Below are 24442 nucleotides of genomic sequence, written 5' to 3'. Positions count from 1 at the left end.
CAGGATGTCGACCCTCCTGAAGATCCCTACGCGGAACCGCCCCTGCGTGACGGTCTGCGGCTCCGGTCCCCCCGGAACGGTGGAGCTGGTGCTCCTCCGGCAGCTGCTCGGCCTCTGTCTCCGGCTGAGTCTCACGCTGTCCGCCGACTGTCCCTCACGCAAGGGCGGTTGACACCGCCTGCCCAGTCCGTCAGGTCACGTCCGGATCAGCCGGGCGATCGCCTTCGACGCCTCGCCCACCTTCACCTTCGCCTGGTCCCCGCCCTGTGCGATGGCCTCCGTGACGCAGCAGCTCAGGTGCTCGTCGAGCAGGGCCACCGCGCAGGACTGGAGGGCCGCGTTGATCGCGGAGACCTGGGTGAGGACGTCGATGCAGTAGACGTCCTCGTCGACCATCCGCTGCACCCCCCTGACCTGTCCCTCGATCCGGCGCAGGCGTCTGATGATGTCTTCCTTGTGCTGTCCGTACCCGGCCACGGCAGTCTCCCCGTCACATCGCTAGTCGGCGTCAGATCACTTGTCGGCGGCCTGGAAGCCCCGCAGGCGCAGGCTGTTGCCGACCACGAAGACCGAGGAGAAGGCCATGGCCGCGCCCGCGATCATCGGGTTGAGCAGTCCGGCGGCGGCGAGCGGCAGGGCCGCCACGTTGTAGGCGAAGGCCCAGAAGAGGTTCGAGCGGATCGTGCCGAGCGTCTTGCGGGAGAGCCGGATCGCGTCGGCCGCGGCCCGCAGATCCCCCCGTACGAGGGTCAGGTCGCCGGCCTCGATGGCGGCGTCCGTGCCCGTTCCCATCGCCAGGCCGAGGTCGGCCTGGGCGAGCGCGGCCGCGTCGTTGACGCCGTCGCCGACCATGGCGACCGAACGGCCCTCCGCCTGGAGCTTCTTGACGACGTCGACCTTGTCCTGCGGCATGACCTCGGCGATGACCTCGTCGATGCCGACCTCGGCGGCGACGGCCTCGGCGACCGCCTTGTTGTCACCGGTGAGCAGGATCGGGGTGAGCCCGAGTCCACGGAGCCGCCTGATGGCCTCGGCGCTGGTCTCCTTCACCGCGTCGGCGACCTCGAGGACCGCGCGGGCCTCGCCGTCCCAGGCCACCGCGATCGCGGTCTTGCCGGCCTTCTCGGCGGTGTCCTTCGCGGACTTGAGGTCCGCGGGCAGCGCCATGGCCCATTCGTCGAGGAGCTTCTCGCGGCCGACGAGGACGGCGTGCCCGTCCACGACGCCCTGGACGCCGAGTCCCGGGATGTTGGCGAAGTCCTCGGGGGTGGGCAGGGTGCCCACCTTGGCGGCGGCGCCGGTGGCGACGGCCTGGGCGATCGGGTGCTCGGAGGAGTGCTCCAGGGCGCCCGCGAGCCGCAGGACGTCCTTCTCGTCGACGCCCTCGGCGGTGTGGACCCTGATGAGGGTCATCCGGCCGGTGGTGACGGTGCCGGTCTTGTCGAGGACGATCGTGTCGACCTTGCGGGTGGTCTCCAGGACCTCGGGGCCCTTGATGAGGATGCCGAGCTGCGCGCCGCGGCCGGTGCCGACCATGAGGGCGGTCGGGGTGGCCAGGCCGAGGGCGCAGGGGCAGGCGATGATCAGGACGGCGACGGCGGCGGTGAAGGCCGCGGTCAGTCCCTGTCCCGTGCCCAGCCAGAAGCCGAGGGTGCCGAGGGCGAGCGCGATGACGATCGGGACGAAGACGGCCGAGATCCGGTCGGCGAGGCGCTGGGCGGCGGCCTTGCCGTTCTGCGCGTCCTCGACGAGCTTGGCCATCCGGGCGAGCTGGGTGTCGGCGCCGACGCGGGTGGCCTCGACGACGAGGCGGCCGCCGGCGTTCAGGGTGGCGCCGGTGACGGAGTCGCCGACGGAGACCTCGACCGGGACGGACTCTCCGGTCAGCATCGAGGCGTCGACGGCGGACGAGCCCTCGACGACGGTGCCGTCGGTGGCGATCTTCTCGCCGGGGCGGACCAGGAAGCGGTCGCCGACCTGGAGTTCGGCGGTGGGCACGGTGACCTCGCGGCCCCCGCGCAGGACCGTGACCTCCTTCGCGCCCAGCTGCATCAGCGCCTTGAGCGCGGCGCCCGCCTTGCGCTTCGAGCGGGCCTCGAAGTACCGGCCGGCGAGGATGAAGGCGGTGACGCCGGCGGCGGCCTCCAGGTAGATGTTCCCGGCGCCGTCGGTGCGGGCGATCGTGAACTCGAACGGGTGGGTCATCCCCGGCGTGCCGGCGGTCCCGAAGAACAGCGCCCACAGGGACCACAGGAAGGCGGCGATCGTGCCGACCGAGATCAGCGTGTCCATGGTGGCGGCGCCGTGCCTGGCGTTCGTCCAGGCGGCGCGGTGGAACGGCCAGGCGGCGTAGACGACGACCGGTGCGGCGAGCGTCAGGCTCAGCCACTGCCAGTACTCGATCTGGAGCGCGGGGACCATCGCCATGGCGATGACGGGCACGGCGAGGGCGACGGCGGTGATCAGCCGCTGCTTGAGGGGCCGCAGCTCCTCGTCGGCCTTCTCCTCGTCGGAGGGGCCGTCGGGAGCGCCGGGGGCCTCGGACCGCGGGGGCGCGGGCTCGGCCGCGGTGTAGCCGGTGGCCTCGACGGTGGCGATGAGGTCGGCGACGTCGATGTCGGCGTCGAAGGTGACCTTCGCCTTCTCGGTGGCGTAGTTGACGGTGGCCTCGACCCCGTCCATCCGGTTCAGCTTCTTCTCGATGCGGGCCGCACACGAGGCGCAGGTCATGCCGCCGATGGCGAGCTCGACCTGGGCGCTGCCCGGTGTCGTCGTTGTCATGACTGTTCCTGCTCCTCTTTTTTTGGGGCTCGGTTCGCCTCCGGGGCGCTGGAGCCGGGCTCACGGACCCGACCGTGCTCGCCTCCCTCGTTCCTCGGGAGGCTCCGCGCGCTCGGGTCCGTTCCCCCGGCGCGCCCCTTCGGCTCACTCGCCGGCCCCGGGGCGGAGGCGCCGGCACGCGGGCGGCGGGTCTCGAGTGCGGCGGCCGAGGGGGCTGTCGGTCAGGCGCGGCCGGTGAGCTCGTAGCCCGCGTCGTCGACCGCCGCGGTGATCGCGGCGTCGTCGGGCTCGCCGCCGGTGGTGACGGTGACGAGGCCGCCGGCCACGTCGACGTCGACGGAGATGACGCCGTCGAGCGCGCTGACGGACTTGGTGATCGCGGTCCTGCAGTGGCCGCAGGTCATGCCGGAGACGGCGTAGACCGTGGTGGTGCTGTCGGCGACCGCGACGGCGGTGGCCTCCGTGGTGGTCGAGCAGCTGTTGTCGGGGGTGCAGCAGGAGCCCATGGCTTCTCCTCGGTCGGTTCCGGTGGGGCGGGATACCCTCGGGGGGTATCGGCTTCGATTCCATGTATACCCCCCTCCCGTATTCGGCGCAAGCAGTTCCCCGGCTTGACTTGATACCCCCCAGGGGTATGGTGAAGTGCATCGAACGGCTACCGACGCCGCCACCACCCACGTACGGGAGAGCAGCCATGAACACCGGAGTGAAGATCACTGCCTATGCCGCCGCACTCGCCGCGACCTTCGGCGCCGCGTACGGGGTGGGCACGGGCGTCGGCCCCGTCGAGGAGCCGGAGAAGGCGGGGCACGGGGAGCACGCGGCCGCGCCCGCCCCGTCGAAGAGCGCGGCGGCGGACGGTCACGCCGGGCACGAGGGGACCGCCCCCGCGGACGCCCCCGCCGCCGCGGACGCCCCCGGCGGCCTCCAGGTCTCCGAGGGCGGCTACACCCTGGCCATGGAGACCCCCGTCCCCGCCGCGGGCAGGAGCACCCTGAAGTTCTCCGTCAAGGACGCGGCCGGCCGGAAGGTCACCGCGTTCACCACCGAGCACGGCAAGGAGCTGCACTTCATCGTCGCCTCGCGCGACCTCAACACCTTCCGTCACCTGCACCCCGTGAAGGCGGCCGACGGCACCTGGTCGGTGCTCGCCGACCTGCCCCGGGCCGGCGGCTACAAGGCCTTCGCCGACTTCAAGCCCGCCGCGCCCGGCGCCCGGGGCATCACGCTCGGCGTCGACCTCTCCGTACCGGGGGCGTACACGCCGAAGCCGCTGCCCGCCGTCGCCCCGACCTCCACCGTCGACGGCTACCAGGTCCGCCTCGGCGGCACCCTGAACCCCGGCAAGGCCGGCGAGCTCCGGCTCACCGTCACCAGGGCCGGGAGGCCGGTCACCGACCTGGAGCCGTACCTCGGGGCGTACGGACACCTCGTCGCCCTGCGCGACGGCGACCTCGCCTACCTCCACGTGCACCCGAACGAGGGCGGCCCGGGTCCCGACGTCTCCTTCACGGCCACGGCGCCCAGCGCGGGCACGTACCGCCTCTTCCTCGACTTCCAGCACGAGGGCAAGGTGCGGACGGCGGCCTTCACGGTGACGGCGGGCGCGACCGGGGCCGGGTCCGAGCCGGGCGGCAAGGCGCCCGCGCCCGCGACCGGTGGGGCCACGCACGATGCGGGAGACCACGCGCACGGCTAGGCTGGTCATTGGACTAGACCTGTAGAGACGCATTCATGGAGGAATGGGCTCGATGAGCAACCGTGCAGTCCTTGAGGTGATCGCCCTCGACGAGGAAGACGCGGTCGCTGCCCAGACCGGTGGAGCCGACAGGCTCGAACTCGTCACCGACATGGCGGCGGACGGACTCACCCCGTCCCGGGCCGGCTTCGCCGCCGTCCGCGCCGCCGTCGACATCCCGCTGCGCGTGATGCTCCGCCTCACCGACGGCTTCGCGGCCGGCGGCCCCGAGGGCGTCGACGCCCTGGTCGCCCGGGCCCTGGACCTGCGCGAGGCGGGCGCCGACGAGTTCGTCCTCGGCTTCCTCACCCCCGACGGCGAGCCCGACCTCGTGGCCGTCGAGCACCTCATCGCCGTCCTCGACGGCTGCCGCTGGACCTTCCACCGGGCGATCGACCGCACCGCCGACCGCGACGGACTGCGCAAGCGGCTCGCCGACCTGCCCGGCCTCGACACCTATCTGACGGCAGGCGCCGCCACCGGAGTCGACGACGGCCTGGCCACCCTCAAGGCCGAGGCCGCCCGTGCGGGCGAGCCCGGCTACGAGGCCCAGATCCTCGTCGGCGGCGGCCTCCGCCTCGACCACCTCCCCGAACTGCGCGCGGCGGGCCTCGACGCCTTCCACATCGGCGGCGCGGCCCGCCCCCGGGGCTGGGCCGCCCCGGTCTCGGCGGACGCGGTACGGACGTGGCGCGAGGCGCTGGACGCGTAGGGGTTCCGGCGGCGGGTACGGCCACCCGGGATCCGGAAGCGGGACTCGGGGGCGGCCGCCCGGGATCCGGAAGCGGGACCGGGGCGGGACTCGGGGTGGGGCTCGGGGCGGGACTCGGGCAGGGCGTGGGGCGGGACTCGGGGCAGGGCGCGAAATTGCCTGGCCCGAGGCTGCGCACGCTCGTTAGCCTCCCCGCATGGCAGCCACCACCCCCACGCACCCCGACGACCCGCCCGCCGTCGACACCGGGCTCGTCGCGCGGCTCGTCGCCGGGAGGTTCCCCGAGTGGGCGGGCCTTCCGGTACGGCGGGTCGCCTCGGCCGGCACGGACAACGTCATGTTCCGGCTCGGGGACGACCTCGTCGTACGGCTGCCCCGTGTCCCGTACGCCGCGCGCCACGTCGAGAAGGAACAGCGCTGGCTGCCCCTGCTCGCCCCGCACCTGCCCCTGGACGTCCCGGTCCCGGTGGGGCGGGCCGGGGCGAGCGCCGAGTTCCCGTGGCCCTGGTCGGTCTACCGCTGGCTCGACGGCGACGACACCTACGACGTCCCGCTCACCGACCTCGCCCACGCGGCGGTCGCACTGGGCCGCTTCGGCGCCGCCCTGCGCGCGGTCGACGCGAGCGACGGGCCCACGTCCTTCCGGGGCGGCCACGTCACCAGCTGGGAGGAAGGCCACCTGCCGCGCGTGATCCGCGACTTCGGTGCCGAGGGCCTGATCGACGCGGACCTCGCCACGGCCTCCTGGGAGGCCGTCCTGCGGCTCCCGCAGTGGGACGGCCCGCCCGTCTGGGTCCACGGCGACCTGCTGCCGGGCAACCTGCTCGGCCGCGAGGGACGCCTCAGCGCCGTCATCGACTTCGGCGGCGTCGGCACGGGCGACCCGGCCTGCGACACGATGCCCGCCTGGACCCTGTTCACCGCCGACACCCGCCCGCTCTTCCGCGAGGCGGCCCGCGTCGACGACGCGACCTGGGCGCGGGGGCGCGGCTGGGCCCTGGCCTGGGGCCTGGTGACCGAGCACTACTACCGGGAGACGAACCCGGTGCTCGCGGCGGTCGCCCGCCGCACCCGCACCGAGGCACTCGCGGAGTACGCGGCGCCGGTCACCCCCTAGCGGACGCCTAGCGGACGACGTCGAAGACGTTCTTCTGGATGCCGTTGGAGTACGCCTCGTGCTCGACGAGCTTCAGCTTCTGCGCGTCCTTGTCCGTCTGGCTGAAGAGCCGCTTGCCCGCGCCGAGCAGCAGCGGGAAGACGAGCAGGTGGTACCGGTCGATCAGGCCGGCGTCCGACAGCGCACGCCCCAGCGTGGCGCTGCCGTGCATGATGATCGGGCCGCCCTCGGACTCCTTCAGCGCGGCGACCTCGTCGAGCGAGCGCAGGATCGTGGTCTCGCCCCAGTTGTCGACCAGGTCGTCCTCGGTGAGGGTCGTGGACACGACGTACTTCGGCAGCGTCTTGTAGCGGGCGAAGTCCTGCATGTCGGGCCACACGGCGCTGAACGCCTCGTAGCTGGCCCGGCCGAGCAGCATCGCGCCGGCCTCCTCCTGCTCCTGGGCCTTGAGCGCGTACGCCTCCGGAACGAACTCCACGTCCTTGAAGGTCCAGCCCGAGTTCCGGTAGCCGGGCTCGCCGCCGGGGGCCTCCACGACACCGTCGAGCGAGACGAAGACGGAGCTGATCAGAGTGCGCATCTGGGTTCTCCCGCAAGATTCATGACGACTGCTCAGCCCTGGCGCTCAGCAGCGAGTACAACCTATAGACCGGCGCGCCCGAAGAAACTCATCGGCCGTCGGCCGATCGTCCCGCGTCGCCCTCCGGCGCGGCGACGAGTTCCACCTCGAACCCGTCGGCGTTCTCCAGGTAGGCCGCGTAGACGCCCTCGCCTCCCGCGTACGGATGACGGTCCGCGAACAGCAGCCGCCAGCCGTGCGACGGCGCCGCGGCGACGAGCGCGTCGACGGCGGCCCGGTCGCCGGCGTGGAAGGCGAGATGGTTCAGGCCGGGCCGCAGCCGGTCGTGCCGGTCCGACGTGCGGGCCGGGGACTCCTCGAGGACGAGGTAGAAGGAGCCGAGCGCCCAGCTGCGACCGCCCTCCCAGCGCTGGAAGGGCTCGTACCCGAGGGCGCCGAGGAGCCAGCCGAAGCCGGCCTCGGCCACCGCCAGGTCCCCCACCCACACCTCGATGTGATGCGGCGCGCCGGGTCGGCTCACGCCTGCTCCAACTGGGGCGGAACCGGCGCGGAGTGAAGGACCGTCAGCCCGGACACGGCGCGGGTCAGCGCCACGTACAGCCGGCGCAGACCGGTCCGCTCGTCCGGTTCGCCGTCGACGACGGCCGCGGGCTCGTCCAGGACCACGTAGTCGTACTCCAGGCCCTTCGCGAGCGAGGCCGGGACCAGCGTCAGCCGGGACTCGGCCGTGGTCTCCTCGCCGGGGGCGAGGTAAGCGAGCCCGGCGGCCGTCAGCGCCTCCGCGAGCGGGGCGATCCGCGCGTCGGCGGCGATCAGCCCGATGGAGCCGTCGTGGCCCAGCGCCTCGACGCAGGCCGCGACGACGTCCCGGTCGAGCGCGTCCGTGTGCCGTACGTCCAGCGAACCCGGGTTCTCCCGCACCGACTCCACGGGCGCGAGCCCCGGCGACATGTGCGGAAGGAGCCGCGAGGCGTACGCGATGACCTCACGCGGCACGCGGAAACCGGCGGTCAGCTCCTCCACCACCGCCTCCGGCTTCCCCAGGTGCCCGAGCGCCTCCGCCCAGCTCGCCGTCGCCCACGGCGTGGTGCCCTGCGCGAGGTCGCCGAGGATGGTCGCCGAGCCGGTCGTGCAGCGCCGGCCCACCGCCCGGTACTGCATCGGGGACAGGTCCTGCGCCTCGTCGAGGACGACGTGGCCGAGCGAGTGCGTCCGCTCCACCAGGTCCCGCGCCTCGTCGACGAGGACCGCGTCCGCCGCCGACCACTTCGCCGTCTTCACGCTCCGGGCGGGCTTCGCCCAGAGCAGCAGCTTCTGCTCGTCCTCGGTGAACAGCCCCTCCGCGTGCTCCGCCAGGAACTCCGCGTCGCCGAGCAGCCGGAGCACCAGCTTCGCGGGCTCCACCAGCGGCCAGCACTCCTTCACGACCGCCTTCACGGCCGTGTTGCGCGCGACGGCGTTCTGCACCCGGTCGTCGGGCGCCTCGCCTGCCTCCTCCATCCGCACCAGGACCGAGTGCGCGATCCGCTGCGGCAGCGCCTCGCGGGCGGCCCCGTACCGGATGTCGCGGTCCTGCAACTCCCGGACGATCTCCTCCAGTTCGTACGCGGGCACCCGCCAGCGGCGCGAGCCGCGCACCACCATGAGGGACTCCTTGGGCAGCGCCACGTGCGAACGCACCGCGCGCCGCAGCAGCTCCGCCATCCGGGCGTCGCCCTTGACGACGGCGGTGGCGGCCTCGTCCGTGCCCCGCACCTCGACCTGCCCGCCGACGAGATCGTCGACGGTGGCCTGCTTGACCTCCAACTCGCCCAGTGCGGGCAGGACCTGCTCGATGTAGTGGAGGAAGGACCGGTTGGGCCCGATGACCAGCGTCCCGGTCCGGGCCAGCCGCTCCCGGTGCGCGTACAGCAGATAGGCGACACGGTGCAGACCGACGGCGGTCTTACCGGTCCCGGGCCCTCCCTGCACGCACACGGTCCCGGAGAGGTCGGAACGGACGATCCCGTCCTGCTCGGGCTGGATGGTGGCGACGATGTCCCGCATGGGGCCGACGCGGGGCCGCTCGATCTCGGCCTGGAGCAGCCGGCTGGTCCGTTCGAGCTCCTCGGGGTCGGAGAGGTGCTCGTCCTCGTACGCGGTGAGCTCGCCGCCCGTGTACCCGAAGCGCCGGCGCAGCCCGACGTCCTGCGGGTCCTTCTTCGACGCCTGGTAGTACGGCTGCGAGACCGGCGCACGCCAGTCGATCACCATCGGGTCGCCGTCGGCGTCGTGCACGTGCCGCCGCCCGATGTAGAAGCGCTGCCCCTCCTGCGTGGTGTGCAGGTAGTCCAGCCGCCCGAAGAACAGCGGGGTGTGGGACAGGTCCGCGAGCGCCTTGATCCGGTCCTCGATCTGCCGCCCGAGCACCAGCGAGTTCACCCAGTTCGCGGTGACGTCCTTGATGTCGAGCGCCTCCACGTCCTCGCGCATCGCGCGCAGGGCGGCGCGGGAGGAGGTCAGATGGGCCCGCTCGCGCGCGAGGGGATCGTCGGAAACGGGCACGGACACGGACACGGCGGAGCCTCCGGGGAGAAGTACACGGACACGTCGAGTGGCCGCCGGTTACCGACCGGGCGGCTGCTCTCCACGGAGGGAGGCGGGGAAGCTGGCGAGTGTAACTCCTGTGCGGGGCCGGGGGCGAACGGTTTTCACCCTTCTCCACCCCGTAGGGGACGGGGTCCGCCTCACGTCGGAGACCGTCACCGGCCCGGTTCACCCCCCAGGCCGATGTGTCATGAATGTCCGGATTCCATCATGGAGACATGACCGCGACGACCTTCACCCTCGTGACCACCGTGACCCGCCCCCGGGTCCGCCCCCTCGACACGGCCCTGCGCGCGATACGCGCCTTCGGCGGCGCCGCGGCCGGCGTCGTCCTCCTGGGCGACTACGGCCCGCCCGGGGCAGGCGTCAGGAACCCGCGCCCTGAGTACGCCCCCGGCCCCGACTGAGTACGAGAACGTCTGCCGCCACGGGACCGCCCGCTGATGTGATCGCCTCATGACGACGCCGCCCTCCACGGACACGGACACGGACCCGGACACGGGCCCGGGTCCGGGTCCGGACACGACCGCCCCCTACACCTTCGGCCTGCGCCTCGCAGCCGCCTGCGGACTGCTCTTCCTCCTCGCCTGCCTGGTGTTCACCGCGATGATCACCCTCCGTGACGCCGTCGAGGGCGACGGCTCCGGCGGCGTCCTCGTCGCCGCGGGGTTCTGGTCCCTGGCCCTCGGAGCCGTCGCGGGCGTGGCGGCCCTCGCCGTGCCACGCCGCGCGCTCGTCACCGCCCAGTACTGCCTGGGGGCCGCCGGCCCGCTCCTCGCGCTGATGGACTGAGCGCAGCGGCCCACCGCCCGCCCCTACGGCGCGAGCAGCTCGTCGGCGTCGACGATCCGGTACGCGTACCCCTGCTCGGCGAGGAACCGCTGCCGGTGGGCGGCGAAGTCCTGGTCGATGGTGTCGCGGGCGACCACCGAGTAGAAGTGCGCCTGGTGGCCGTCGGACTTCGGCCGGAGCACCCGGCCGAGGCGCTGTGCCTCCTCCTGGCGGGAGCCGAAGGTGCCGGACACCTGGATGGCGACGGTCGCCTCGGGCAGGTCGATGGAGAAGTTCGCGACCTTCGACACGACGAGCACGCTGATCTCGCCGGTCCGGAAGGCGTCGAAGAGCTTCTCGCGCTGCGCGTTCGGCGTCTCGCCCTTGATGACGGGCGCGTCCAGGTGCTCGCCGAGCTCGTCGAGCTGGTCGATGTACTGCCCGATGACGAGGATCTGCTGCCCCTCGAACTTCTTCACGAGGGCCTCGGTCACCTTCCGCTTCGTCGCGGTCGTGGCACAGAAGCGGTACTTCTCCTCGGCCTCGGCGGTGGCGTAGGCGAGCCGCTCGGAGTCGGTCAGGTTCACCCGGACCTCGACGCAGTCGGCGGGCGCGATGTAGCCCTGTGCCTCGATCTCCTTCCACGGCGCGTCGAACCGCTTGGGCCCGATGAGCGAGAAGACGTCGGACTCGCGGCCGTCCTCGCGGACCAGGGTGGCGGTGAGTCCGAGGCGTCGGCGGGCCTGGAGATCGGCGGTGAACTTGAAGACGGGCGCGGGAAGCAGGTGCACCTCGTCGTAGACGATCAGCCCCCAGTCGCGGGAGTCGAACAGCTCCAGGTGGGGATAGATCCCCTTCCGCTTGGTCGTGAGCACCTGGTACGTGGCGATGGTGACCGGCCGGATCTCCTTCTTCGTACCGCTGTACTCGCCGATCTCGTCCTCGGTGAGCGAGGTCCGCTTGACCAGCTCGTGCTTCCACTGGCGGGCGGAGACGGTGTTGGTGACGAGAATGAGCGTGGTCGCCTTGGCCTGCGCCATGGCACCCGCCCCGACCAGCGTCTTCCCGGCGCCGCAGGGCAGGACGACGACCCCGGAGCCGCCGTGCCAGAAGCCCTCGACGGCCTGCTTCTGGTACGGCCGCAGGGCCCAGCCGTCCTCGGCGAGGTCGATCCGGTGGGCCTCGCCGTCGACGTACCCGGCGAGGTCCTCGGCGGGCCAGCCCAGCTTCAGCAGCGTCTGCTTGATCTGCCCGCGCTCGGAGGGGTGCACGACGACGGTGTCGGGGTCGATCCGCTCCCCGACGAGCGGCTGCACCTTCCGCGACCGCAGGATCTCCTCGAGCACGGGCCGGTCGGTGCTGGTCAGCACCAGTCCGTGCGTCGGGTGCTTGGACAGCGTGAGGCGCCCGTAGCGGGCCATCGTCTCGGCGATGTCGACGAGCAGCGCGTGCGGGACGGGATAGCGCGAGTACTCGACGAGCGCGTCGACGACCTGCTCGGCGTCGTGGCCGGCGGCCCGCGCGTTCCACAGCCCGAGGGGCGTCAGCCGGTACGTGTGAATGTGCTCGGGAGCCCGCTCCAGCTCGGCGAACGGCGCGATGGCCCGCCGACAGGCATCGGCGAGCTCGTGATCGACCTCCAGAAGCAGCGTCTTGTCACTCTGGACGATGAGCGGTCCATTCACGTGATCAGGTCCTTCCGACACCCTGCCGTTCCCGTAACGGCCAATCCTCCAGTGTGCCTGACCGGGGTGAATGCTGCGAAGGCCCGCGGCGCGGCCGCCCGGCCGCGCCCCGTCACACCTGGTCGTCCGCCAGTTCCGCCACGCCCGTGATCCGGTGCAGAGGGTAGGTGCGGACCTCGTCGGCCGTGTGGTCGTAGGCCGTCACGAAGCCGCCCTCCACCCGCACCGGGGCGATCACCCGCTGGCTCGCACCGCCCTCCGCGTTCACGTAGCCGATCCAGACCGCCGAACCCGTCATCGCCGCCGCCTGGACCGTCGCCAGCGTCTCGGCCGCCGAGGTGCGCGGCAGGGCGCCCGCCGCGGTCGGGGCCGCCGTCGGTTCCTTGCGGACCGCCGTCGCCGCCCGGTCGCCCGCGCGGATCGCCTTGACCGCCGCGCCGAGCAGCGTCGTGTCAGGGGTCGGCGGACCGTCCGGAACCGGCACCGGGGCCGTACGCGCGCCCGTGCGGTACGCGTCCGCCCGGGTGATCAGGACGTCGCCCGTCGTCGACTCGGCCGCCGGCGCGTACCCCATCGACCGCAGCCCGTCGAGCAGCGACGTCGGGTCCGTCTGCGCCGCGAGCACCGTCGGCGCGAGCCGCCGCAGGCCGAGGGACGACGAGCGGCGGTCCGCGAGGATCTCGCCCAGCACCGTGTCGTCGTCGCAGCGCACGTACGCCGACGCCGCCCCGACCCGCAGATGCCCGTGGCGTCTCGCCACGTCGTCGATCAGATACGCGAGCGGCTGCGGGACCGGCGTCCGCGCGTGCGCCTTGAGGAACTCGTGCAGGTCGGTCGCGGTCTGCCCGGAGTCGAGCGCGCGCCGTACGGACCCGGGCGTGAACCGGTAGACCGTCGCGCCACCCTTCGATTCCACGTCCGCGAGCACGGCGAGCGCGTCGGCGAGCGGCCGCCGCAGCGGCCCCGGCGCCACCGCCGTCAGGTCCGCCTGCAGGAGGACGTGGTCGACCGCCTCCGGCAGGAGCGGGGCCAGGAGCGTCGCCGCCCGACCCGCCGCCACCGACAGTTCCACACCCCCGCCCAGCGCCCCGGCGGGCGCCGCCTCCGCCAGCGGAAGGTTCAGCAGCGCACGGGCCGGACCCGACAGGGCACCCCGCCCCGTGAGCCCCAGGAGCTCCGCCTCCGCCAGCGCCCAGCGGGCCAGCCGCGACCGCAGGTCGCCGCCCTCCTCCGCGGCGGACGCCCCCCGCAGCGGCCGCTCCCACCGCAGCCGCGCGAACAGCGACTCCGGCTCCGCCGCCGAACCCGGCGGCAGCGTCGCGAGCAGCCCGAGCACCCGGTGCCGTACCTCCGGCGCGGGCGACCGGTCCAGATCCGGGCCGAGCACCGACAGCGTCCGGCCCTTGGTGTCCTGACCGCCGGTCACCCCCGGCGTCCGGGTCGCCGTCAGCCACGGCGTGACCAGCCGGGCCCAGCGCTCGGCCGGCGGCAGGTCGAGCCAGTCGTCGTACGCGGGCGTCGGCGCGTACCGCTCGTCCGCCTCACCGTCCGCCGCGAGCAGTCCCGCCCCGTGACAGAGCTCCAGCCAGAACGCCGCCGTCTCCTCCGAGACGTCGAGCGCCGCCGCCGTCCGCTTGAGATCCCGTACGGACAGACCGCCCGCCCGCAGCACCGGAGGCCCGCCCCGGTCCCAGGACTTCAGCAGCTCCTCGACCGTCGCGAGCGCGAGCTGCGCCTGCCCGGCCGCCGCACTGTCCACCACCTGCGGGCGGTACTCCCGCAGCACCCCCGGCTCCGGCGCCACCGGCTCCGGTGCCCGGTGCGCCCGCCCGCCCCGCAGATGCAGCGCCACCTCACGCGGCAGCACCATCGTCCGCGCCGACACCGGAAGCAGCAGGCCATGGTCGCGCAGCCACTGCACCGGAGCCGCCGGCTTCGCCGTCACCTCGCCGTACGGCGGACCCCACACCAGCCGGTCGAGCACGGACAACGCGTCCGGCGACGCCGTGTCGAGCAGCGCCCCCATCCGGTCCCGGTCCGTGAACAGCCCGGTCAGCGCCGCCACCGCCGACACCGGATCGTGCGTCGTCGGCAGCCCCGCCGCCGCGATGATCTCCTGCACCCGGCCCGGCGACATCCCCGACGTCGCCTCGGCCACCGTCGGCCCGAGACCCGTCGGCGACGGATGCTGCGCCGACGGCGCGAGCAGCTCCCGCGCCGTCCGCACCAGCCGCAGCCGGTCGTCCTCGCCCCACACCAGCGCCTGCTCGCGCAGCAGCGCCACCGCACCGGGCAGCGCCGCCTCGATCTCCGGATCGCCCTCGTCGCCGGTGAGCAGCCCCAGGAGTACGGGGTACGGTGCCGGGTCCTGAGCCACCGCGAGCGCTTCGGCCGTCTGGAGGGCGAACCGGTCGAGCCGCTCCAGGGCCCGCACCACCGAACCCCGCGTCCCGGCGCGCGTCGCCAGCTGCGTCAGATCGTTCGGCACGGGACTCAACAGATCGGGCCGGGCCCGCAGCAGCGCGGCGATCCCCTCGTCGCCCCGCGCGCGCAGCGCCTCGGCGAGTGTGCGGGGCGCCGTGGCGGCGCCAGTTACCTCGGGCACGTGCGCCTCCCGGTCGAGCTCACCGATCCCCATCCGGACCACGTTAGCCGCTGCGCAGGCGCTAACGTCGGGCCGTACCGGGCGAACCGGCCGTGGAGGGGCACCGTGGGGATCGAGAGCGACCAGTTGGTCTACGACTATCTGAGCCGGGTCGGCGATCTGGCCCAGCAGCGCCAGCTGCCGGCGAGCGACCGGATGCGGCTGGTGTCCACCCTCCGCGACGAGATCGACCGCCGCCGCGCCACGCACGGCGAGGAGAGCCCGGCGGCGATACGGGGCATCCTCGGCGCGCTGGGAACCCCGGACGAGGTGGTGGAACGGGCGGAGGGCCCGGGCGCGGCGTCGCCGTCGGCGCCGACGCGGGCTCCGGCTCCGGCGGCGAAGAAGCCGGCGAGGAAGCCGGTGAGCAAGCCCGTGCCGAAGCCCCGCGCGGAAGGGCGCACGGGCAAGGAGGAGGGCGGTCGGGAGGGCAGGCGACTCGGGTGGGTGCCGGGCAGCCGCCGCTCCCGCGAGGGAGCGGCCCCGGTGGCGGTGCCGAAGCCGGCTCCGGCCCCGGACGCCCCGCTCACCGACACTTCCGACGCCCTGGGCCTCGCCGGTTCCGGCACGGACTGGTGGCAGGTCGACGCCGCCGACGGCCTCCCCGGCTTCGTGGGCGGGGTCGAGCGACCGGACCTCTTCAAGGAACCCGTCGCGGAGGACGACGAGGACGAGGACGCGTACGAGAACGAGGACGGCGAGGGCGGCGCGGACGAACCGGCCCCGTCCCCCGGGAAGCGCCGCCGTCTCGCCCGGGTCCTCCGCCGCGGGCGGACGGCCCCCGAGGCCGAGCCGGACGTGGACGCGGAGCCCGGGGCCGCCCCGGCCTCCCGGCTCCGGCTCGCCAGCCCCTTCGTCCTGCTCGCCGCGCTCCTCCTGCTCGGCGGCGCGCTCTTCGGCTCCCTCGTCGCCCTGGCGGCCGGCTGGCTCATCGCGTACGCCTCGCGCCGGCTGACCCCCGGCGAGGTCAAGGGTGCCGTCCTGGTGATCCCGGGCCTCGCCGCCGCGTCCGGCATGGCCTGGCTGTGGGGCCGGGTGGAGGGCCGCTGGGGCGAGCCGGTGGCCGCGGGCGGCGAGGCGATGGGCGCGGCGATCTCGGAGACCTGGCCCTGGGTCCTCCGCGGCGCGGCGGTCGCGTCGGCCCTGTTCCTGCTGTGGAGGGCCAGGAGGCACTGACCGGGCGGGCTCGGCTCAGCCCGCCGCAACCTCGGCGTCGTCCTCCAGATCCGCATCCGCGTCCGCGTGCCACGGCGCCCCCGGCACCACCAGCGGCGACCCCGTCACCGGGTCCGGGACCACGACCGACGCGAGCCCGAAGACGTCCCGTACGAGCTCCTCCGTCACGATCTCCCCCGGCGGCCCCTCCGCCACCACCCGGCCCGCCTTCATGGCGATCAGGTGGTCGGCGTACCGGGCCGCCTGGTTCAGGTCGTGCAGGACGAGGACGACGGTGCGGCCGCGCAGCCGGTTGAGGCGGCGGACCAGATCGAGGACCTCCACCTGGTGGGAGATGTCCAGATAGGTGGTGGGCTCGTCGAGGAGCAGCAGGTCCGTCTCCTGGGCGAGGGCCATCGCGATCCACACCCGCTGCCGCTGCCCGCCCGACAGCTCGTCCACCGAACGGTCGGCGAGCGCGGCCACGTCCGTGCGGTCCATCGCCTCGACGACCGCCCGCTCGTCCTCCTCCGACCACTGCCTCCACCAGGCCTGGTGCGGCTGGCGGCCGCGTGACACCAGGTCGGCGACGGTGATCGCCTCCGGCGCGACCGGCGTCTGCGGAAGCAGCCCGATCGAGCGGGCGATCCGCTTCGTCGGCAGCTTCGCCAGCTCCTCCCCGTCGAGGAGGACCGCGCCGCCCGCCGGCTTCAGGAGCCGGCCGAGCGCCCGGAGGGTGGTCGACTTGCCGCAGGCGTTGGGGCCGACGATCACGGTCACCCTGCCGTCGGGGATCGCCAGGTCGAGCTCGTGGACGACGGTGCGGTCCTCGTAGGCGAGCGTCAGCTCGCGCGCGGTCAGCCTGCTCACGCCTTGCCTCCTGCGGATGCTGCGGTACGGCTCCGGACGATGAGCCAGATCAGGTACGGGGCGCCGACGGCCGCCGTGAGGACGCCCACCGGAAGCTCGACGGGCGACAGGAGCCGCCGGCCGAGCAGGTCGGCGAGGACGACGACCGCGGCGCCGGTCAGCGCCGAGGCGAGCAGCGGGATCTGCGCGGTACGGGTCATCCGCCGGGCGATCTGCGGCGCGAGCAGCGCCACGAAGTCGACCGGGCCCGCGACGCCCGTCGCCACGGACGCGAGCACGACCCCCACCACGACGAGCCCCAGCCGGACCCGCCCGAGCCGTACGCCGAGCGCCGTCGCCGTGTCGTCGTCGAGGGAGACGGTCCGCTGCGCGCGGGCCGCCCACAGCACGGCGGGCAGCATGAGCAGCAGCGTCCAGCGGATCGGCGCGGACTCGTCCCAGCCGCGCCCGTTGAGCGAGCCGGTCATCCAGATCTGGGCCTGCTGGGCGACGAGGAAGTCGCCCTTGGTCATGAAGAGGGTCGTGAGCGACCGCAGGGCGATCGCGAACCCGATGCCGATGAGGACGAACCGCGTCGCGTGCAGCCCGCCGCGCCACGCGAAGACGTACACGAGCGCCGCGGCGAGCACGCCGCCGGCGATCGAGAGGTACGGCAGCACGGTGTACGAGGTGAGCCCGAAGGTCATCGAGGCGACGGTGACCGCCCCCGCGCCCTGGCTGATGCCGATGATGTCGGGGCTGGCCAGCGGATTGCGGGCCACGGTCTGGATCAGCGCGCCCGCCACCCCGAACGCGGCGCCGACGGCGAGGGCGACGACGAGCCGCGGCTCCCGCAGCTCCGCCACGACGAACGCCGAGGGCGACGACTCCCCGAGGAGGATGCGTACGACCTCGGAGGGGGCGACGAACCGCTCACCGACGCAGAGGTACGCGACGGAGGCCGCGACCAGGAGCAGCAGCAGGCCCACGGTGACGAAGGCGGACCGCCGGTGCACCAGGAACGAGGCGCCGCCGGCGCGCACGAGCCCGTATCCGGCGGGCCGCGGCGTGCCCTTCGCGGGACGGACGGGGGAGAGGGTGCTCATGCCGCCACCGCCTTCCGGCGGACGAGTGTCACCAGGAACGGCACCCCGATCAGCGCCGTCATCACCCCGGCCGGCACCTCGCCCGGCGGGAACACGATCCGGCCGGCGACGTCCGCCGTCAGGAGCATCACCGGCCCGATGACCGCGGCCATCGGCAGCACCCACCGGTGGTCGGAGCCGACGACGGCCCGCGCGATGTGCGGGACGGCGAGGCCGACGAAGGCGACGGGCCCGGCCGCGGCGACCCCCGCGCCGGTGAGGACGGTCGCGCCGATCCCGCCGACGATCCGCACGGTCGCGACCCGCTGCCCGAGCCCCTTGGCGACGTCCTCGCCGAGCGCGAGCGCGTCGAGCCCGCGGGCCACGGAGACGACGAGGACCGCGCCGAGCAGCAGGAAGGGCCAGATCTGGCCGACGATCTGGGCGTCGCGCCCGTCGAGGGAGCCGATCTGCCAGAACCGGAACTCGTCGAGCGCGGAGGCCCTGGTGGTGAGGATGCCGGTGGTGACGGAGAGCAGCAGCGCGTTGATCGCGGCCCCGCCGAGCGCCAGCTTCACCGGCGTCGCCCCGCCGCGCCCGCTGGACGCGATCGCGTGGACGGCGACCGCGGCGAGTGCGGCGCCGGCGAAGGCGAACCACACGTACCCGGTGAGCGAGTGCACCCCGAAGAAGGCGATGGCGAGGACGACGCCGACCGAGGAGCCCTGGCTGATGCCGAGGATGCCGGGGTCGGCGATCGGGTTGCGGGTGATGCCCTGGAGGGCGGTACCGGCGAGCGCGAGCGCCGCGCCGACCATCAGGCCGATGAGGGTCCTGGGCACCCGGAGCTGCCGTACGACCTCGGCGTCGGGGCTCGTACCGCCGTGCAGCAGGGCGTCGAACACCGTGGACGGGGCGATGGGCCGGGCACCGACGGCGAGGCTCAGGAGCACGGCGAGGAGCAGGGCGACGAGAGCCGCCGAGGTCGCGAGGACCCGTCTGGAACGGAAAGCGGCTGGCATCGGGACCCATCGGGTGGTGCGGGGAGCGGGCGGTGCGGGTTTGGTGAGGCTTGGCTCAGTGTAAGCAGCAGCCATATCCGAACACCCGGGCCGTAGGTCCCCCGGAAGGGTCCCCGAGAATGGGCGGTATGACGCCCTCCACGGACACCGCCCCCGCCCCGCTCACCGTCGGCTTCGACCTCGACCTGACGCTGATCGACACCCGCCCCGGCATCAAGGCCGCCTGGGAGGCGTTCTCCGCCGAGTCCGGCGTCCCCGTCGACGCGGACCTCGTCGTCAACCGCCTCGGCCCGCCCCTGGAGCACGAGATGGCCCACTGGGTGCCCGCGGACCGGGTCACCGAGATGGTGGCCCGCTACCGCGCGCTCTACCCGGCGTACGCGATCGAGCCCTCGGCGCCCATGCCGGGCGCGAGGGACGCGATCCGGGCCGTACGCGAAGCGGGCGGCCGCACCATCGTCGTCACCGCGAAGAACGGCCCGCACGCCGCCCTGCACCTCGCCCACCTCGGCATCGAGCCGGACGCGCTCGTCGGCGGCCTGTGGGCCGAGGGCAAGGCCGAGGCCCTGCGCGCCCACGGCGCCCAGGTGTACGTCGGCGACCACATCGGCGACGTCCGCGGCGCCGCCACGGCCGGCGCCCTCTCGGTGGCCGTCGCCACCGGCCCCTGCGCCCCCGAGGAACTGGCGGAGGCCGGCGCCGACGTCGTCCTCACCGACCTGACGGACTTCCGCGCCTGGTGGGAGGGGTACCTGGCCTGAACGGGCGCGCTATCCGGCCCGAACGGCCGTGGTCGCGCCCTCCCGCGCCTGCCGCCGCTGAGCCGCGATCGAGCGCAGCACCCCGGCGGCGGCGACGGCGAATCCGACGCCCATGAGCATGGAGACGGTGTACGCCACCGTGGGGAACGGGTCCGTCCCCAGGAACAGCGGAGCCACGGTGACCAGCGTCGCCACCGCGCCGATGGCGAAGAGGATGACACCGGCCTTGACGAGGCCGTCACCCGGAGCGCTGTCGTTCGCCTGTGCGGCAGGGGTTTCACTACGCATCCGGCCAGGGTAGTTCCCAGGCCGAAGGAACACATCGGCGACGTCTTGTCACCGGCCTCCGGACCATTAGCCTGGTGCCCGGCGGGTCGGTCGACCCGCTGTTTGCTATCCCCCGACGAGGACGAGGACGAGGACAGACGTGCCTACCGGCAAGGTCAAATGGTTCAACAGCGAGAAGGGCTTCGGCTTTCTCTCCCGCGACGACGGCGGCGACGTCTTCGTCCACTCGTCGGTGCTCCCTGCCGGAGTCGACGCACTGAAGCCGGGGCAGCGGGTCGAGTTCGGAGTCGTCGCAGGCCAGCGCGGCGACCAGGCACTGTCCGTCACGATCCTCGACCCGACGCCCTCCGTCGCCGCGGCGCAGCGCCGTAAGCCCGACGAACTGGCGTCCATCGTGCAGGACCTGACGACGCTCCTGGAGAACATCACGCCGATGCTGGAGCGCGGCCGCTACCCCGACAAGACGCAGGGCGCCAAGATCGCGGGCCTGCTGCGCGCGGTCGCGGACCAGCTGGACGTCTGACGCTCCCGGCCGCCCTCGCTCCGTCCCCCCCAGCCCTGCGGCTGGGGGTGCCCCCCTCGCAGGCTTCGGGCGGCTTCCGGACTCCGTCCGGCGGTCGTGGTCCCGGCTACGGGAAGGCGAGCGCGTCCGGGCCGAGGGGCGGTACGAGTCCCTCGGCCGCGGCGCGGGTGAGCAGCCCGCGGACCGCCGCGTACCCGTGCTCGCCGAGGTCGGCCGTGAACTCGTTGACGTAGAGCCCGATGTGCTGGTCGGCGACCTTCGGGTCCATCTCCTGCGCGTGCTCCATGACGTACGGGCGGGAGGCCGCCGGGTCGTCCCAGGCCATCCGCACCGACGTACGGGCCGAGTCGGCGAGCCGCCGCAGGGTCTCCGTACCGAGGGAGCGGCGGGCGACGATCGCGCCGAGCGGGATCGGCAGACCGGTCGTGGACTCCCAGTGCTCGCCCATGTCGGCGAGGCAGTGCAGCCCGTAGTTCCGGTACGTGAAACGGGCCTCGTGGATGACGAGCCCGGCATCGACCTTGCCGTCGCGCACGGCGGGCATGATCTCGTGGAACGGCATCACGACGACGTTCCCGACCCCGCCCGGCACCTGCTCCGCCGCCCAGAGCCGGAACAGCAGATACGCGGTGGAACGCTCGCTCGGCACCGCGACCGTCTTCCCGGCGAGGTCCGCGCCGGTCGCGTCCCCCCGGGTGAGGACGAGCGGCCCGCAGCCGCGGCCGAGGGCGCCGCCGCAGGGCAGCAGCGCGTACTCGTCGAGGATCCAGGGCAGCACGGCGTACGACACCTTGAGGATGTCGTGGCCGTCGGTGCCGCTCTCGGCCCAGCCGTTGGTGACGTCGATGTCGGCGAAGGTCACGTCGAGCCGCGGGGCGTCCGGGACACGGCCGTGGGCCCAGGCGTCGAAGACGAAGGTGTCGTTCGGGCAGGGCGAGTAGGCGATCTTCAGCTTGGTCACGACGGCTCCAGCTCCAGGAAGACGGTCTTGCCGAGCAGCTCGGACGTGCGCCGGAGCGCGTGCAGGGCCTCGCCGATGCGCCAGGCGGCGCGGTCACGGGGGCCGACGGCGTTCGACACGGCCCGGATCTCGACCACGGGCACGCCGTACGCGGCGGCGGCCTCGGCGACACCGAAGCCCTCCATCGCCTCGGCCGCGGCTCCGGGATGGCGCCCGGCCAGCTCGGCGGCGCGGGCGGCGGTGCCGGTGACGGTGGAGACGGTCAGCACGGGCCCGACGGTGTGCGGCCGGCCGGCCGCCACCAGGGCGGCGGCGATCCGGCCCGTCAGGGCCTCCGGCACGGGATGGACGGACCGCCCGAAGCCGAGCTCGTCGACGGTGAGGTACCCGTCGGGGGTCTGGGCGCCGAGGTCGGCGGCGACGACGGCCGACGAGACCACGACGAACCCGAGGGGCGCGAGGGGCTGGAACCCGCCGGCGATCCCGGCGGAGACGACGAGGCCGTAAGGCGTGCCGGCGCCGGTGAGCGCCGCGTACGCCAGCGCGGTCCCGGTCGAGGCGGCGACGGCGGCGGGTCCGACCCCGCCGACGAGGACGTCGACCAGGACGCGACCGTCCGGCGCGTCCGTGTGCCGACGCAGGACGAGACCCCCCGGCAGCGGAAGCAGCTCGGGGGCGCCGAGGCCGAGGCCGGCGGAGACGGAGTCCGCCTCCGCCGCAACGGCCGTCACGATCAGGCTCCGGTGGACCACCGGAGGATCAGGATTCCTTCTTCAGCTGGAAGTGCCAGATGCCGGTCAGCTTCTTGCCGGTGTTCTCGACGATGGTCACCTGGGTGTTGTCAGGGGCCTCGCCGGTCTGGCCGGCGGCGAAGAAGGCGCTGGCCGGAATGGTCCGGTACGTCTTCTTGTACGGCTCGGGCTCGGCCTGCTGGCCGCCGAGGAAGATGGTCCAGCCGTTGTCCGCGATCTCGGGGTCGACCCCGAAGCGGATCTTGTCGTCCATCGCCACGGTGATGGACTTCTCGGCCTTCTTGTTGAGGCACTGCTGGATCTGCGACTCCTTGATGGCGTCGCCGCCGTTGTAGCAGGCGGCCTCGGAGTGGACCGAGTCGGTCCCGACCGTCACGGTCGCGATCGGAGTCGGCTTGTCGCAGGCGGAGAGAACGAGGAGCCCGGCGGAGACGGCCCCGAGGGCGACGGCGGCCCGGCGGCGCGAGCCGGAGAAGAACGCAACGGTCATGAGCCGAAGGCTATCGGGCCGCCGCGCCCGCGCCACGCGGGGGTACGGCGTGCCGCTGTCCGGTACCGGAACGAGGGCGGCGCGGGAGCGTCCAGGTGAGCGGGGACGGCGCGGCGCGGGAGCGTCCAGGTGAGCGGGGACGGCGCGGCGTCGGAGCAGTCGGCGTACGCGATCCCTACGCCACCCGCGTCTTCGACCGCCCCTTCGGCCCCGGCCTCCGCCGCGCCTCCGCGAGCAGCCCCCGTACGGCCAGCAGCGCGCCCGTGGCCAGGATCCCGGCCGCGACGGCCATGCCCAGGGTCCCGTTCAGCGGCAGCGCGATGCCGATCCCGCCGCCCACCACCCACGCCATCTGCAGCGCCGTCTCGGAACGCGCGAACGCGGACGTCCGCACGACCTCCGGCACGTCACGCTGGATCAGCGCGTCCAGGGACAGCTTCGACAACGCCTGGGTGAGGCCCGCGACCGCGCCCAGGACGGCCACCATCAGCCCGCCGAAGAAGATCGCCGTACAGATCGCCGTGGCGCAGACCACGCTGATCATCGTGGCGATGATCACTTCCGGCCCGTGCCCCCGGTCCCGCAGGAGCGAGCCCATCGCCGTACCGCACGCGTTCCCCACCCCGGCCGCCACGCCCACGATCCCCAGCGAGACGGCGGCGCTCTGCCCCGACAGCGGATGCTCGCGCAGCAGGAACGCCAGGAAGAAGATCAGGAAACCCGACAGCATCCGCTGCGCCGCGTTCGCCTGCAGGCCGTGCAGGACCGAAGGCCCCACCGTCCGCAGACTCGGCTTCCGCTCGCCGTGCGTCAGCAGATGCGCCCGCCGCTCACCCTTCGCCGAGTCCACCTTGGGCGGCATCCGCAGCGCCCAGAACGCCCCGAGCAGGAACAGCGCGCACGCCCCGTACAGCGGATAGCGGGGCCCGAGCACCTGGAGCCCCGCCCCGATGGGCGCGGCGATGCCGGTCGCGAGCAGCCCCGCCAGGGTGACCCGGGAGTTCGCCTTCACCAGCGAGAAGTTCGGTGGCAGGAGCCGGGGCACGACGGCACTGCGCACCACCCCGTACGCCTTCGAGGCCACCAGCACCCCGAGCGCCGCCGGATACAGCTCGACGCCGCCGGTGACGACCGCCGCCGACATCATGATCGCGAGGACCGCCCGGGTCAGCATCGCGCCGGCCATCGCGGCCCGCCGCCCGTGCGGGATGCGGTCGAGGAGCGGGCCGATCACCGGGGCGAGCAGGGTGAAGGGGGCCATCGTGACGGCGAGGTACAGGGCGACGCGGCCACGGGCCTCGTCGGTGGGGACGGAGAAGAAGACGGTGGACGCGAGGGCGACGGTGATCATGACGTCACCGGCGCCGTTCACCGCGTGCAGCTCGATCAGCTTCCCGAGCCCCGACTCGCCCGCGCCATGGGCGTGAGTGGCCTTGCGGATGCCCTTCGCGGTCCCCGTGAACGGCAGGTGCAGGGCGCGGCCGACCTTCCGGCCCGCTCGGCGGAGCGGTCCGGCATGATCTTCGGATCGTGCGGGGGACCGTGCGGCTGCCACTCCGTCATAGTGCCCCACGGGCGCGCCCGACGAACCGTGGCGCGGCGGTGGAGGGCGACTTCGGACGATGTCGTCGGCCGCGTCGGACGAGGCCGGCGGGGTGCGTGAGTCGCTTTCGGGCCCTCCCTTCCACCTCCGGGACAGGGCTCCGACCACTCCCCGGACGTCCGCGATCCGGGCCACTTGGGGCGGGCAGGTGGGCTGACGCCCGCGAACGGGGTAGCGTGCGTAGCGCGTCACCGGCGGAAGCTCTCGGCCGCGCGCCTCTTCGGCATCCCGCAGAATGGATGGCGATAGGTGTGCCCGAGACACGCGAGACAGGTCGGGTGCGCGGACGTCGATGCGGCCCACAGGTCCGCTCCGCCCGCCGCCCGTGGCTTCGCTCCC

The 24442-nt window shown here is 73.6% G+C and carries 25 protein-coding genes; 9 read left to right on the top strand and 16 right to left on the bottom strand.

Going from position 1 to position 24442, the window contains the following annotated elements; genetic code table 11:
- Window positions 1–4 precede the first annotated feature (4 nt).
- Window positions 5–172: a hypothetical protein gene (locus ACFQ79_RS19175; protein WP_383584904.1), complete on the top strand. Its 168-nt coding sequence runs from the start codon at window positions 5–7 to the stop codon at window positions 170–172.
- Between the two features lie 23 nt (window positions 173–195).
- On the opposite strand, the gene ACFQ79_RS19170 is transcribed toward ACFQ79_RS19175, so the two are convergent.
- The 3 genes from ACFQ79_RS19170 to ACFQ79_RS19160 all read right to left on the bottom strand — a co-directional run bounded on the left by ACFQ79_RS19170 (window position 196) and on the right by ACFQ79_RS19160 (window position 3287).
- Window positions 196–477 carry a metal-sensitive transcriptional regulator gene (locus ACFQ79_RS19170; protein WP_015035316.1) on the bottom strand — a complete coding sequence of 94 codons (282 nt, stop codon included), beginning with the start codon at window positions 475–477 and terminating at the stop codon, window positions 196–198.
- A gap of 36 nt (window positions 478–513) precedes the next feature.
- Window positions 514–2781 carry a heavy metal translocating P-type ATPase gene (locus ACFQ79_RS19165; RefSeq protein ID WP_383584902.1) on the bottom strand — a complete coding sequence of 756 codons (2268 nt, stop codon included), beginning with the start codon at window positions 2779–2781 and terminating at the stop codon, window positions 514–516.
- 221 nt (window positions 2782–3002) lie between these two features.
- Entirely contained in the window at window positions 3003–3287 is a 285-nt protein-coding gene (locus tag ACFQ79_RS19160) for a heavy-metal-associated domain-containing protein (protein WP_383584900.1), read from the bottom strand.
- A 188-nt stretch (window positions 3288–3475) separates the two neighbouring features.
- On the opposite strand from ACFQ79_RS19160, the gene ACFQ79_RS19155 reads away from it, so the two are divergent.
- The 3 genes from ACFQ79_RS19155 (at window position 3476) to ACFQ79_RS19145 (ending at window position 6348) form a co-directional block, all read left to right on the top strand.
- The gene (locus tag ACFQ79_RS19155) at window positions 3476–4480 is read left to right on the top strand and encodes a hypothetical protein (protein WP_383584898.1); all 1005 of its coding nucleotides are present in this window, start codon (window positions 3476–3478) and stop codon (window positions 4478–4480) included.
- 52 nt (window positions 4481–4532) lie between these two features.
- A complete protein-coding gene (locus tag ACFQ79_RS19150) occupies window positions 4533–5231 on the top strand; it encodes a copper homeostasis protein CutC (RefSeq protein WP_383584895.1) in 699 nt (232 codons plus the stop codon).
- 196 nt (window positions 5232–5427) lie between these two features.
- Window positions 5428–6348 carry an aminoglycoside phosphotransferase family protein gene (locus ACFQ79_RS19145; protein WP_383584894.1) on the top strand — a complete coding sequence of 307 codons (921 nt, stop codon included), beginning with the start codon at window positions 5428–5430 and terminating at the stop codon, window positions 6346–6348.
- A 7-nt stretch (window positions 6349–6355) separates the two neighbouring features.
- On the opposite strand, the gene ACFQ79_RS19140 is transcribed toward ACFQ79_RS19145, so the two are convergent.
- From ACFQ79_RS19140 to ACFQ79_RS19130, 3 genes are all read right to left on the bottom strand, one after another.
- Window positions 6356–6928, bottom strand: a complete 573-nt coding sequence (locus ACFQ79_RS19140) for a dihydrofolate reductase family protein (RefSeq protein WP_383584891.1) — start codon at window positions 6926–6928, stop codon at window positions 6356–6358.
- 88 nt (window positions 6929–7016) lie between these two features.
- Window positions 7017–7448 (bottom strand): VOC family protein, encoded by a 432-nt coding sequence (locus ACFQ79_RS19135; RefSeq protein ID WP_383584888.1) that lies wholly within the window; start codon window positions 7446–7448, stop codon window positions 7017–7019.
- Complete coding sequence (locus ACFQ79_RS19130) at window positions 7445–9472, bottom strand: HelD family protein (RefSeq protein ID WP_383584955.1); 2028 nt, start codon at window positions 9470–9472, stop codon at window positions 7445–7447. Before ACFQ79_RS19130 ends, ACFQ79_RS19135 begins: the two co-directional genes overlap by 4 nt.
- Window positions 9473–9732: 260 nt before the next feature.
- Between ACFQ79_RS19130 and ACFQ79_RS19125 the strand changes: the two genes are divergently transcribed.
- Together ACFQ79_RS19125 and ACFQ79_RS19120 are read left to right on the top strand one after the other, a co-directional pair.
- Window positions 9733–9921: a hypothetical protein gene (locus ACFQ79_RS19125; RefSeq protein WP_383584885.1), complete on the top strand. Its 189-nt coding sequence runs from the start codon at window positions 9733–9735 to the stop codon at window positions 9919–9921.
- Window positions 9922–9970: 49 nt separating this feature from the next.
- Window positions 9971–10306 carry a hypothetical protein gene (locus tag ACFQ79_RS19120; RefSeq protein WP_383584882.1) on the top strand — a complete coding sequence of 112 codons (336 nt, stop codon included), beginning with the start codon at window positions 9971–9973 and terminating at the stop codon, window positions 10304–10306.
- A 23-nt stretch (window positions 10307–10329) separates the two neighbouring features.
- Here ACFQ79_RS19120 and ACFQ79_RS19115 read toward each other — a convergent pair whose 3' ends face one another.
- Together ACFQ79_RS19115 and ACFQ79_RS19110 are read right to left on the bottom strand one after the other, a co-directional pair.
- Window positions 10330–11970 carry a DNA repair helicase XPB gene (locus tag ACFQ79_RS19115; RefSeq protein ID WP_030322109.1) on the bottom strand — a complete coding sequence of 547 codons (1641 nt, stop codon included), beginning with the start codon at window positions 11968–11970 and terminating at the stop codon, window positions 10330–10332.
- Between the two features lie 112 nt (window positions 11971–12082).
- A complete protein-coding gene (locus ACFQ79_RS19110; protein ID WP_383584880.1) occupies window positions 12083–14608 on the bottom strand; it encodes a helicase C-terminal domain-containing protein in 2526 nt (841 codons plus the stop codon).
- Window positions 14609–14680: 72 nt separating this feature from the next.
- On the opposite strand from ACFQ79_RS19110, the gene ACFQ79_RS19105 reads away from it, so the two are divergent.
- Complete coding sequence (locus ACFQ79_RS19105; RefSeq protein ID WP_383584878.1) at window positions 14681–15790, top strand: hypothetical protein; 1110 nt, start codon at window positions 14681–14683, stop codon at window positions 15788–15790.
- A 15-nt stretch (window positions 15791–15805) separates the two neighbouring features.
- Here the strand turns inward: ACFQ79_RS19105 and ACFQ79_RS19100 are convergent, their stop codons facing one another.
- Genes ACFQ79_RS19100 through ACFQ79_RS19090 form a run of 3 tightly spaced genes read right to left on the bottom strand, consistent with a single transcriptional unit; the run spans window position 15806 to window position 18725 of the window.
- Entirely contained in the window at window positions 15806–16639 is an 834-nt protein-coding gene (locus ACFQ79_RS19100) for an ABC transporter ATP-binding protein (RefSeq protein ID WP_383584877.1), read from the bottom strand.
- A complete protein-coding gene (locus ACFQ79_RS19095) occupies window positions 16636–17724 on the bottom strand; it encodes a FecCD family ABC transporter permease (protein WP_383584874.1) in 1089 nt (362 codons plus the stop codon). Before ACFQ79_RS19095 ends, ACFQ79_RS19100 begins: the two co-directional genes overlap by 4 nt.
- Window positions 17721–18725, bottom strand: coding sequence for a FecCD family ABC transporter permease (locus ACFQ79_RS19090; protein WP_383584872.1), 1005 nt, complete (start codon window positions 18723–18725; stop codon window positions 17721–17723). Before ACFQ79_RS19090 ends, ACFQ79_RS19095 begins: the two co-directional genes overlap by 4 nt.
- 119 nt (window positions 18726–18844) lie before the next feature.
- On the opposite strand from ACFQ79_RS19090, the gene ACFQ79_RS19085 reads away from it, so the two are divergent.
- The gene (locus ACFQ79_RS19085; protein ID WP_383584870.1) at window positions 18845–19486 is read left to right on the top strand and encodes an HAD family hydrolase; all 642 of its coding nucleotides are present in this window, start codon (window positions 18845–18847) and stop codon (window positions 19484–19486) included.
- Window positions 19487–19495: 9 nt separating this feature from the next.
- On the opposite strand, the gene ACFQ79_RS19080 is transcribed toward ACFQ79_RS19085, so the two are convergent.
- Window positions 19496–19774, bottom strand: a complete 279-nt coding sequence (locus ACFQ79_RS19080) for a hypothetical protein (protein ID WP_383584868.1) — start codon at window positions 19772–19774, stop codon at window positions 19496–19498.
- Window positions 19775–19913: 139 nt separating this feature from the next.
- On the opposite strand from ACFQ79_RS19080, the gene ACFQ79_RS19075 reads away from it, so the two are divergent.
- Window positions 19914–20297: a cold-shock protein gene (locus tag ACFQ79_RS19075; RefSeq protein ID WP_030322122.1), complete on the top strand. Its 384-nt coding sequence runs from the start codon at window positions 19914–19916 to the stop codon at window positions 20295–20297.
- 106 nt (window positions 20298–20403) lie between these two features.
- Here the strand turns inward: ACFQ79_RS19075 and ACFQ79_RS19070 are convergent, their stop codons facing one another.
- From ACFQ79_RS19070 to ACFQ79_RS19055, 4 genes are all read right to left on the bottom strand, one after another.
- Window positions 20404–21258 carry a 1,4-dihydroxy-6-naphthoate synthase gene (locus ACFQ79_RS19070; protein ID WP_383584866.1) on the bottom strand — a complete coding sequence of 285 codons (855 nt, stop codon included), beginning with the start codon at window positions 21256–21258 and terminating at the stop codon, window positions 20404–20406.
- Window positions 21255–21992, bottom strand: a complete 738-nt coding sequence (locus tag ACFQ79_RS19065) for a futalosine hydrolase (RefSeq protein WP_383584953.1) — start codon at window positions 21990–21992, stop codon at window positions 21255–21257. Before ACFQ79_RS19065 ends, ACFQ79_RS19070 begins: the two co-directional genes overlap by 4 nt.
- A 25-nt stretch (window positions 21993–22017) precedes the next feature.
- Window positions 22018–22500, bottom strand: coding sequence for a DUF2771 domain-containing protein (locus tag ACFQ79_RS19060; protein ID WP_383584864.1), 483 nt, complete (start codon window positions 22498–22500; stop codon window positions 22018–22020).
- A 175-nt stretch (window positions 22501–22675) separates the two neighbouring features.
- On the bottom strand, window positions 22676–24055 hold the full coding sequence (locus ACFQ79_RS19055; RefSeq protein WP_383584862.1) for an MFS transporter: 1380 nt from the start codon (window positions 24053–24055) through the stop codon (window positions 22676–22678).
- Window positions 24056–24442: the final 387 nt, after the last annotated feature.

This window comes from Streptomyces sp. NPDC056480 (genome assembly GCF_042795405.1).
Classification (GTDB): Bacteria; Actinomycetota; Actinomycetes; order Streptomycetales; family Streptomycetaceae; genus Streptomyces.
Note: the sequence above shows the minus strand (reverse complement) of the source record. Positions and strands in the feature narration are given on the sequence as shown.

Bases quoted from the DNA above. Each gene is read 5' to 3' on its own strand.
- ACFQ79_RS19120 (WP_383584882.1), top strand. From the start codon at position 9,971: ATGACGACGCCGCCCTCCACGGACACGGACACGGACCCGGACACGGGC.
- ACFQ79_RS19150 (WP_383584895.1), top strand. From the start codon at position 4,533: ATGAGCAACCGTGCAGTCCTTGAGGTGATCGCCCTCGACGAGGAAGAC.
- ACFQ79_RS19165 (WP_383584902.1), bottom strand. From the start codon at position 2,781: ATGACAACGACGACACCGGGCAGCGCCCAGGTCGAGCTCGCCATCGGC.
- ACFQ79_RS19160 (WP_383584900.1), bottom strand. From the start codon at position 3,287: ATGGGCTCCTGCTGCACCCCCGACAACAGCTGCTCGACCACCACGGAG.
- ACFQ79_RS19125 (WP_383584885.1), top strand. From the start codon at position 9,733: ATGACCGCGACGACCTTCACCCTCGTGACCACCGTGACCCGCCCCCGG.
- ACFQ79_RS19080 (WP_383584868.1), bottom strand. From the start codon at position 19,774: ATGCGTAGTGAAACCCCTGCCGCACAGGCGAACGACAGCGCTCCGGGT.
- ACFQ79_RS19090 (WP_383584872.1), bottom strand. From the start codon at position 18,725: ATGCCAGCCGCTTTCCGTTCCAGACGGGTCCTCGCGACCTCGGCGGCT.
- ACFQ79_RS19155 (WP_383584898.1), top strand. From the start codon at position 3,476: ATGAACACCGGAGTGAAGATCACTGCCTATGCCGCCGCACTCGCCGCG.
- ACFQ79_RS19140 (WP_383584891.1), bottom strand. From the start codon at position 6,928: ATGCGCACTCTGATCAGCTCCGTCTTCGTCTCGCTCGACGGTGTCGTG.
- ACFQ79_RS19110 (WP_383584880.1), bottom strand. From the start codon at position 14,608: ATGGGGATCGGTGAGCTCGACCGGGAGGCGCACGTGCCCGAGGTAACT.
- ACFQ79_RS19085 (WP_383584870.1), top strand. From the start codon at position 18,845: ATGGGCGGTATGACGCCCTCCACGGACACCGCCCCCGCCCCGCTCACC.
- ACFQ79_RS19145 (WP_383584894.1), top strand. From the start codon at position 5,428: ATGGCAGCCACCACCCCCACGCACCCCGACGACCCGCCCGCCGTCGAC.
- ACFQ79_RS19060 (WP_383584864.1), bottom strand. From the start codon at position 22,500: ATGACCGTTGCGTTCTTCTCCGGCTCGCGCCGCCGGGCCGCCGTCGCC.
- ACFQ79_RS19095 (WP_383584874.1), bottom strand. From the start codon at position 17,724: ATGAGCACCCTCTCCCCCGTCCGTCCCGCGAAGGGCACGCCGCGGCCC.
- ACFQ79_RS19175 (WP_383584904.1), top strand. From the start codon at position 5: ATGTCGACCCTCCTGAAGATCCCTACGCGGAACCGCCCCTGCGTGACG.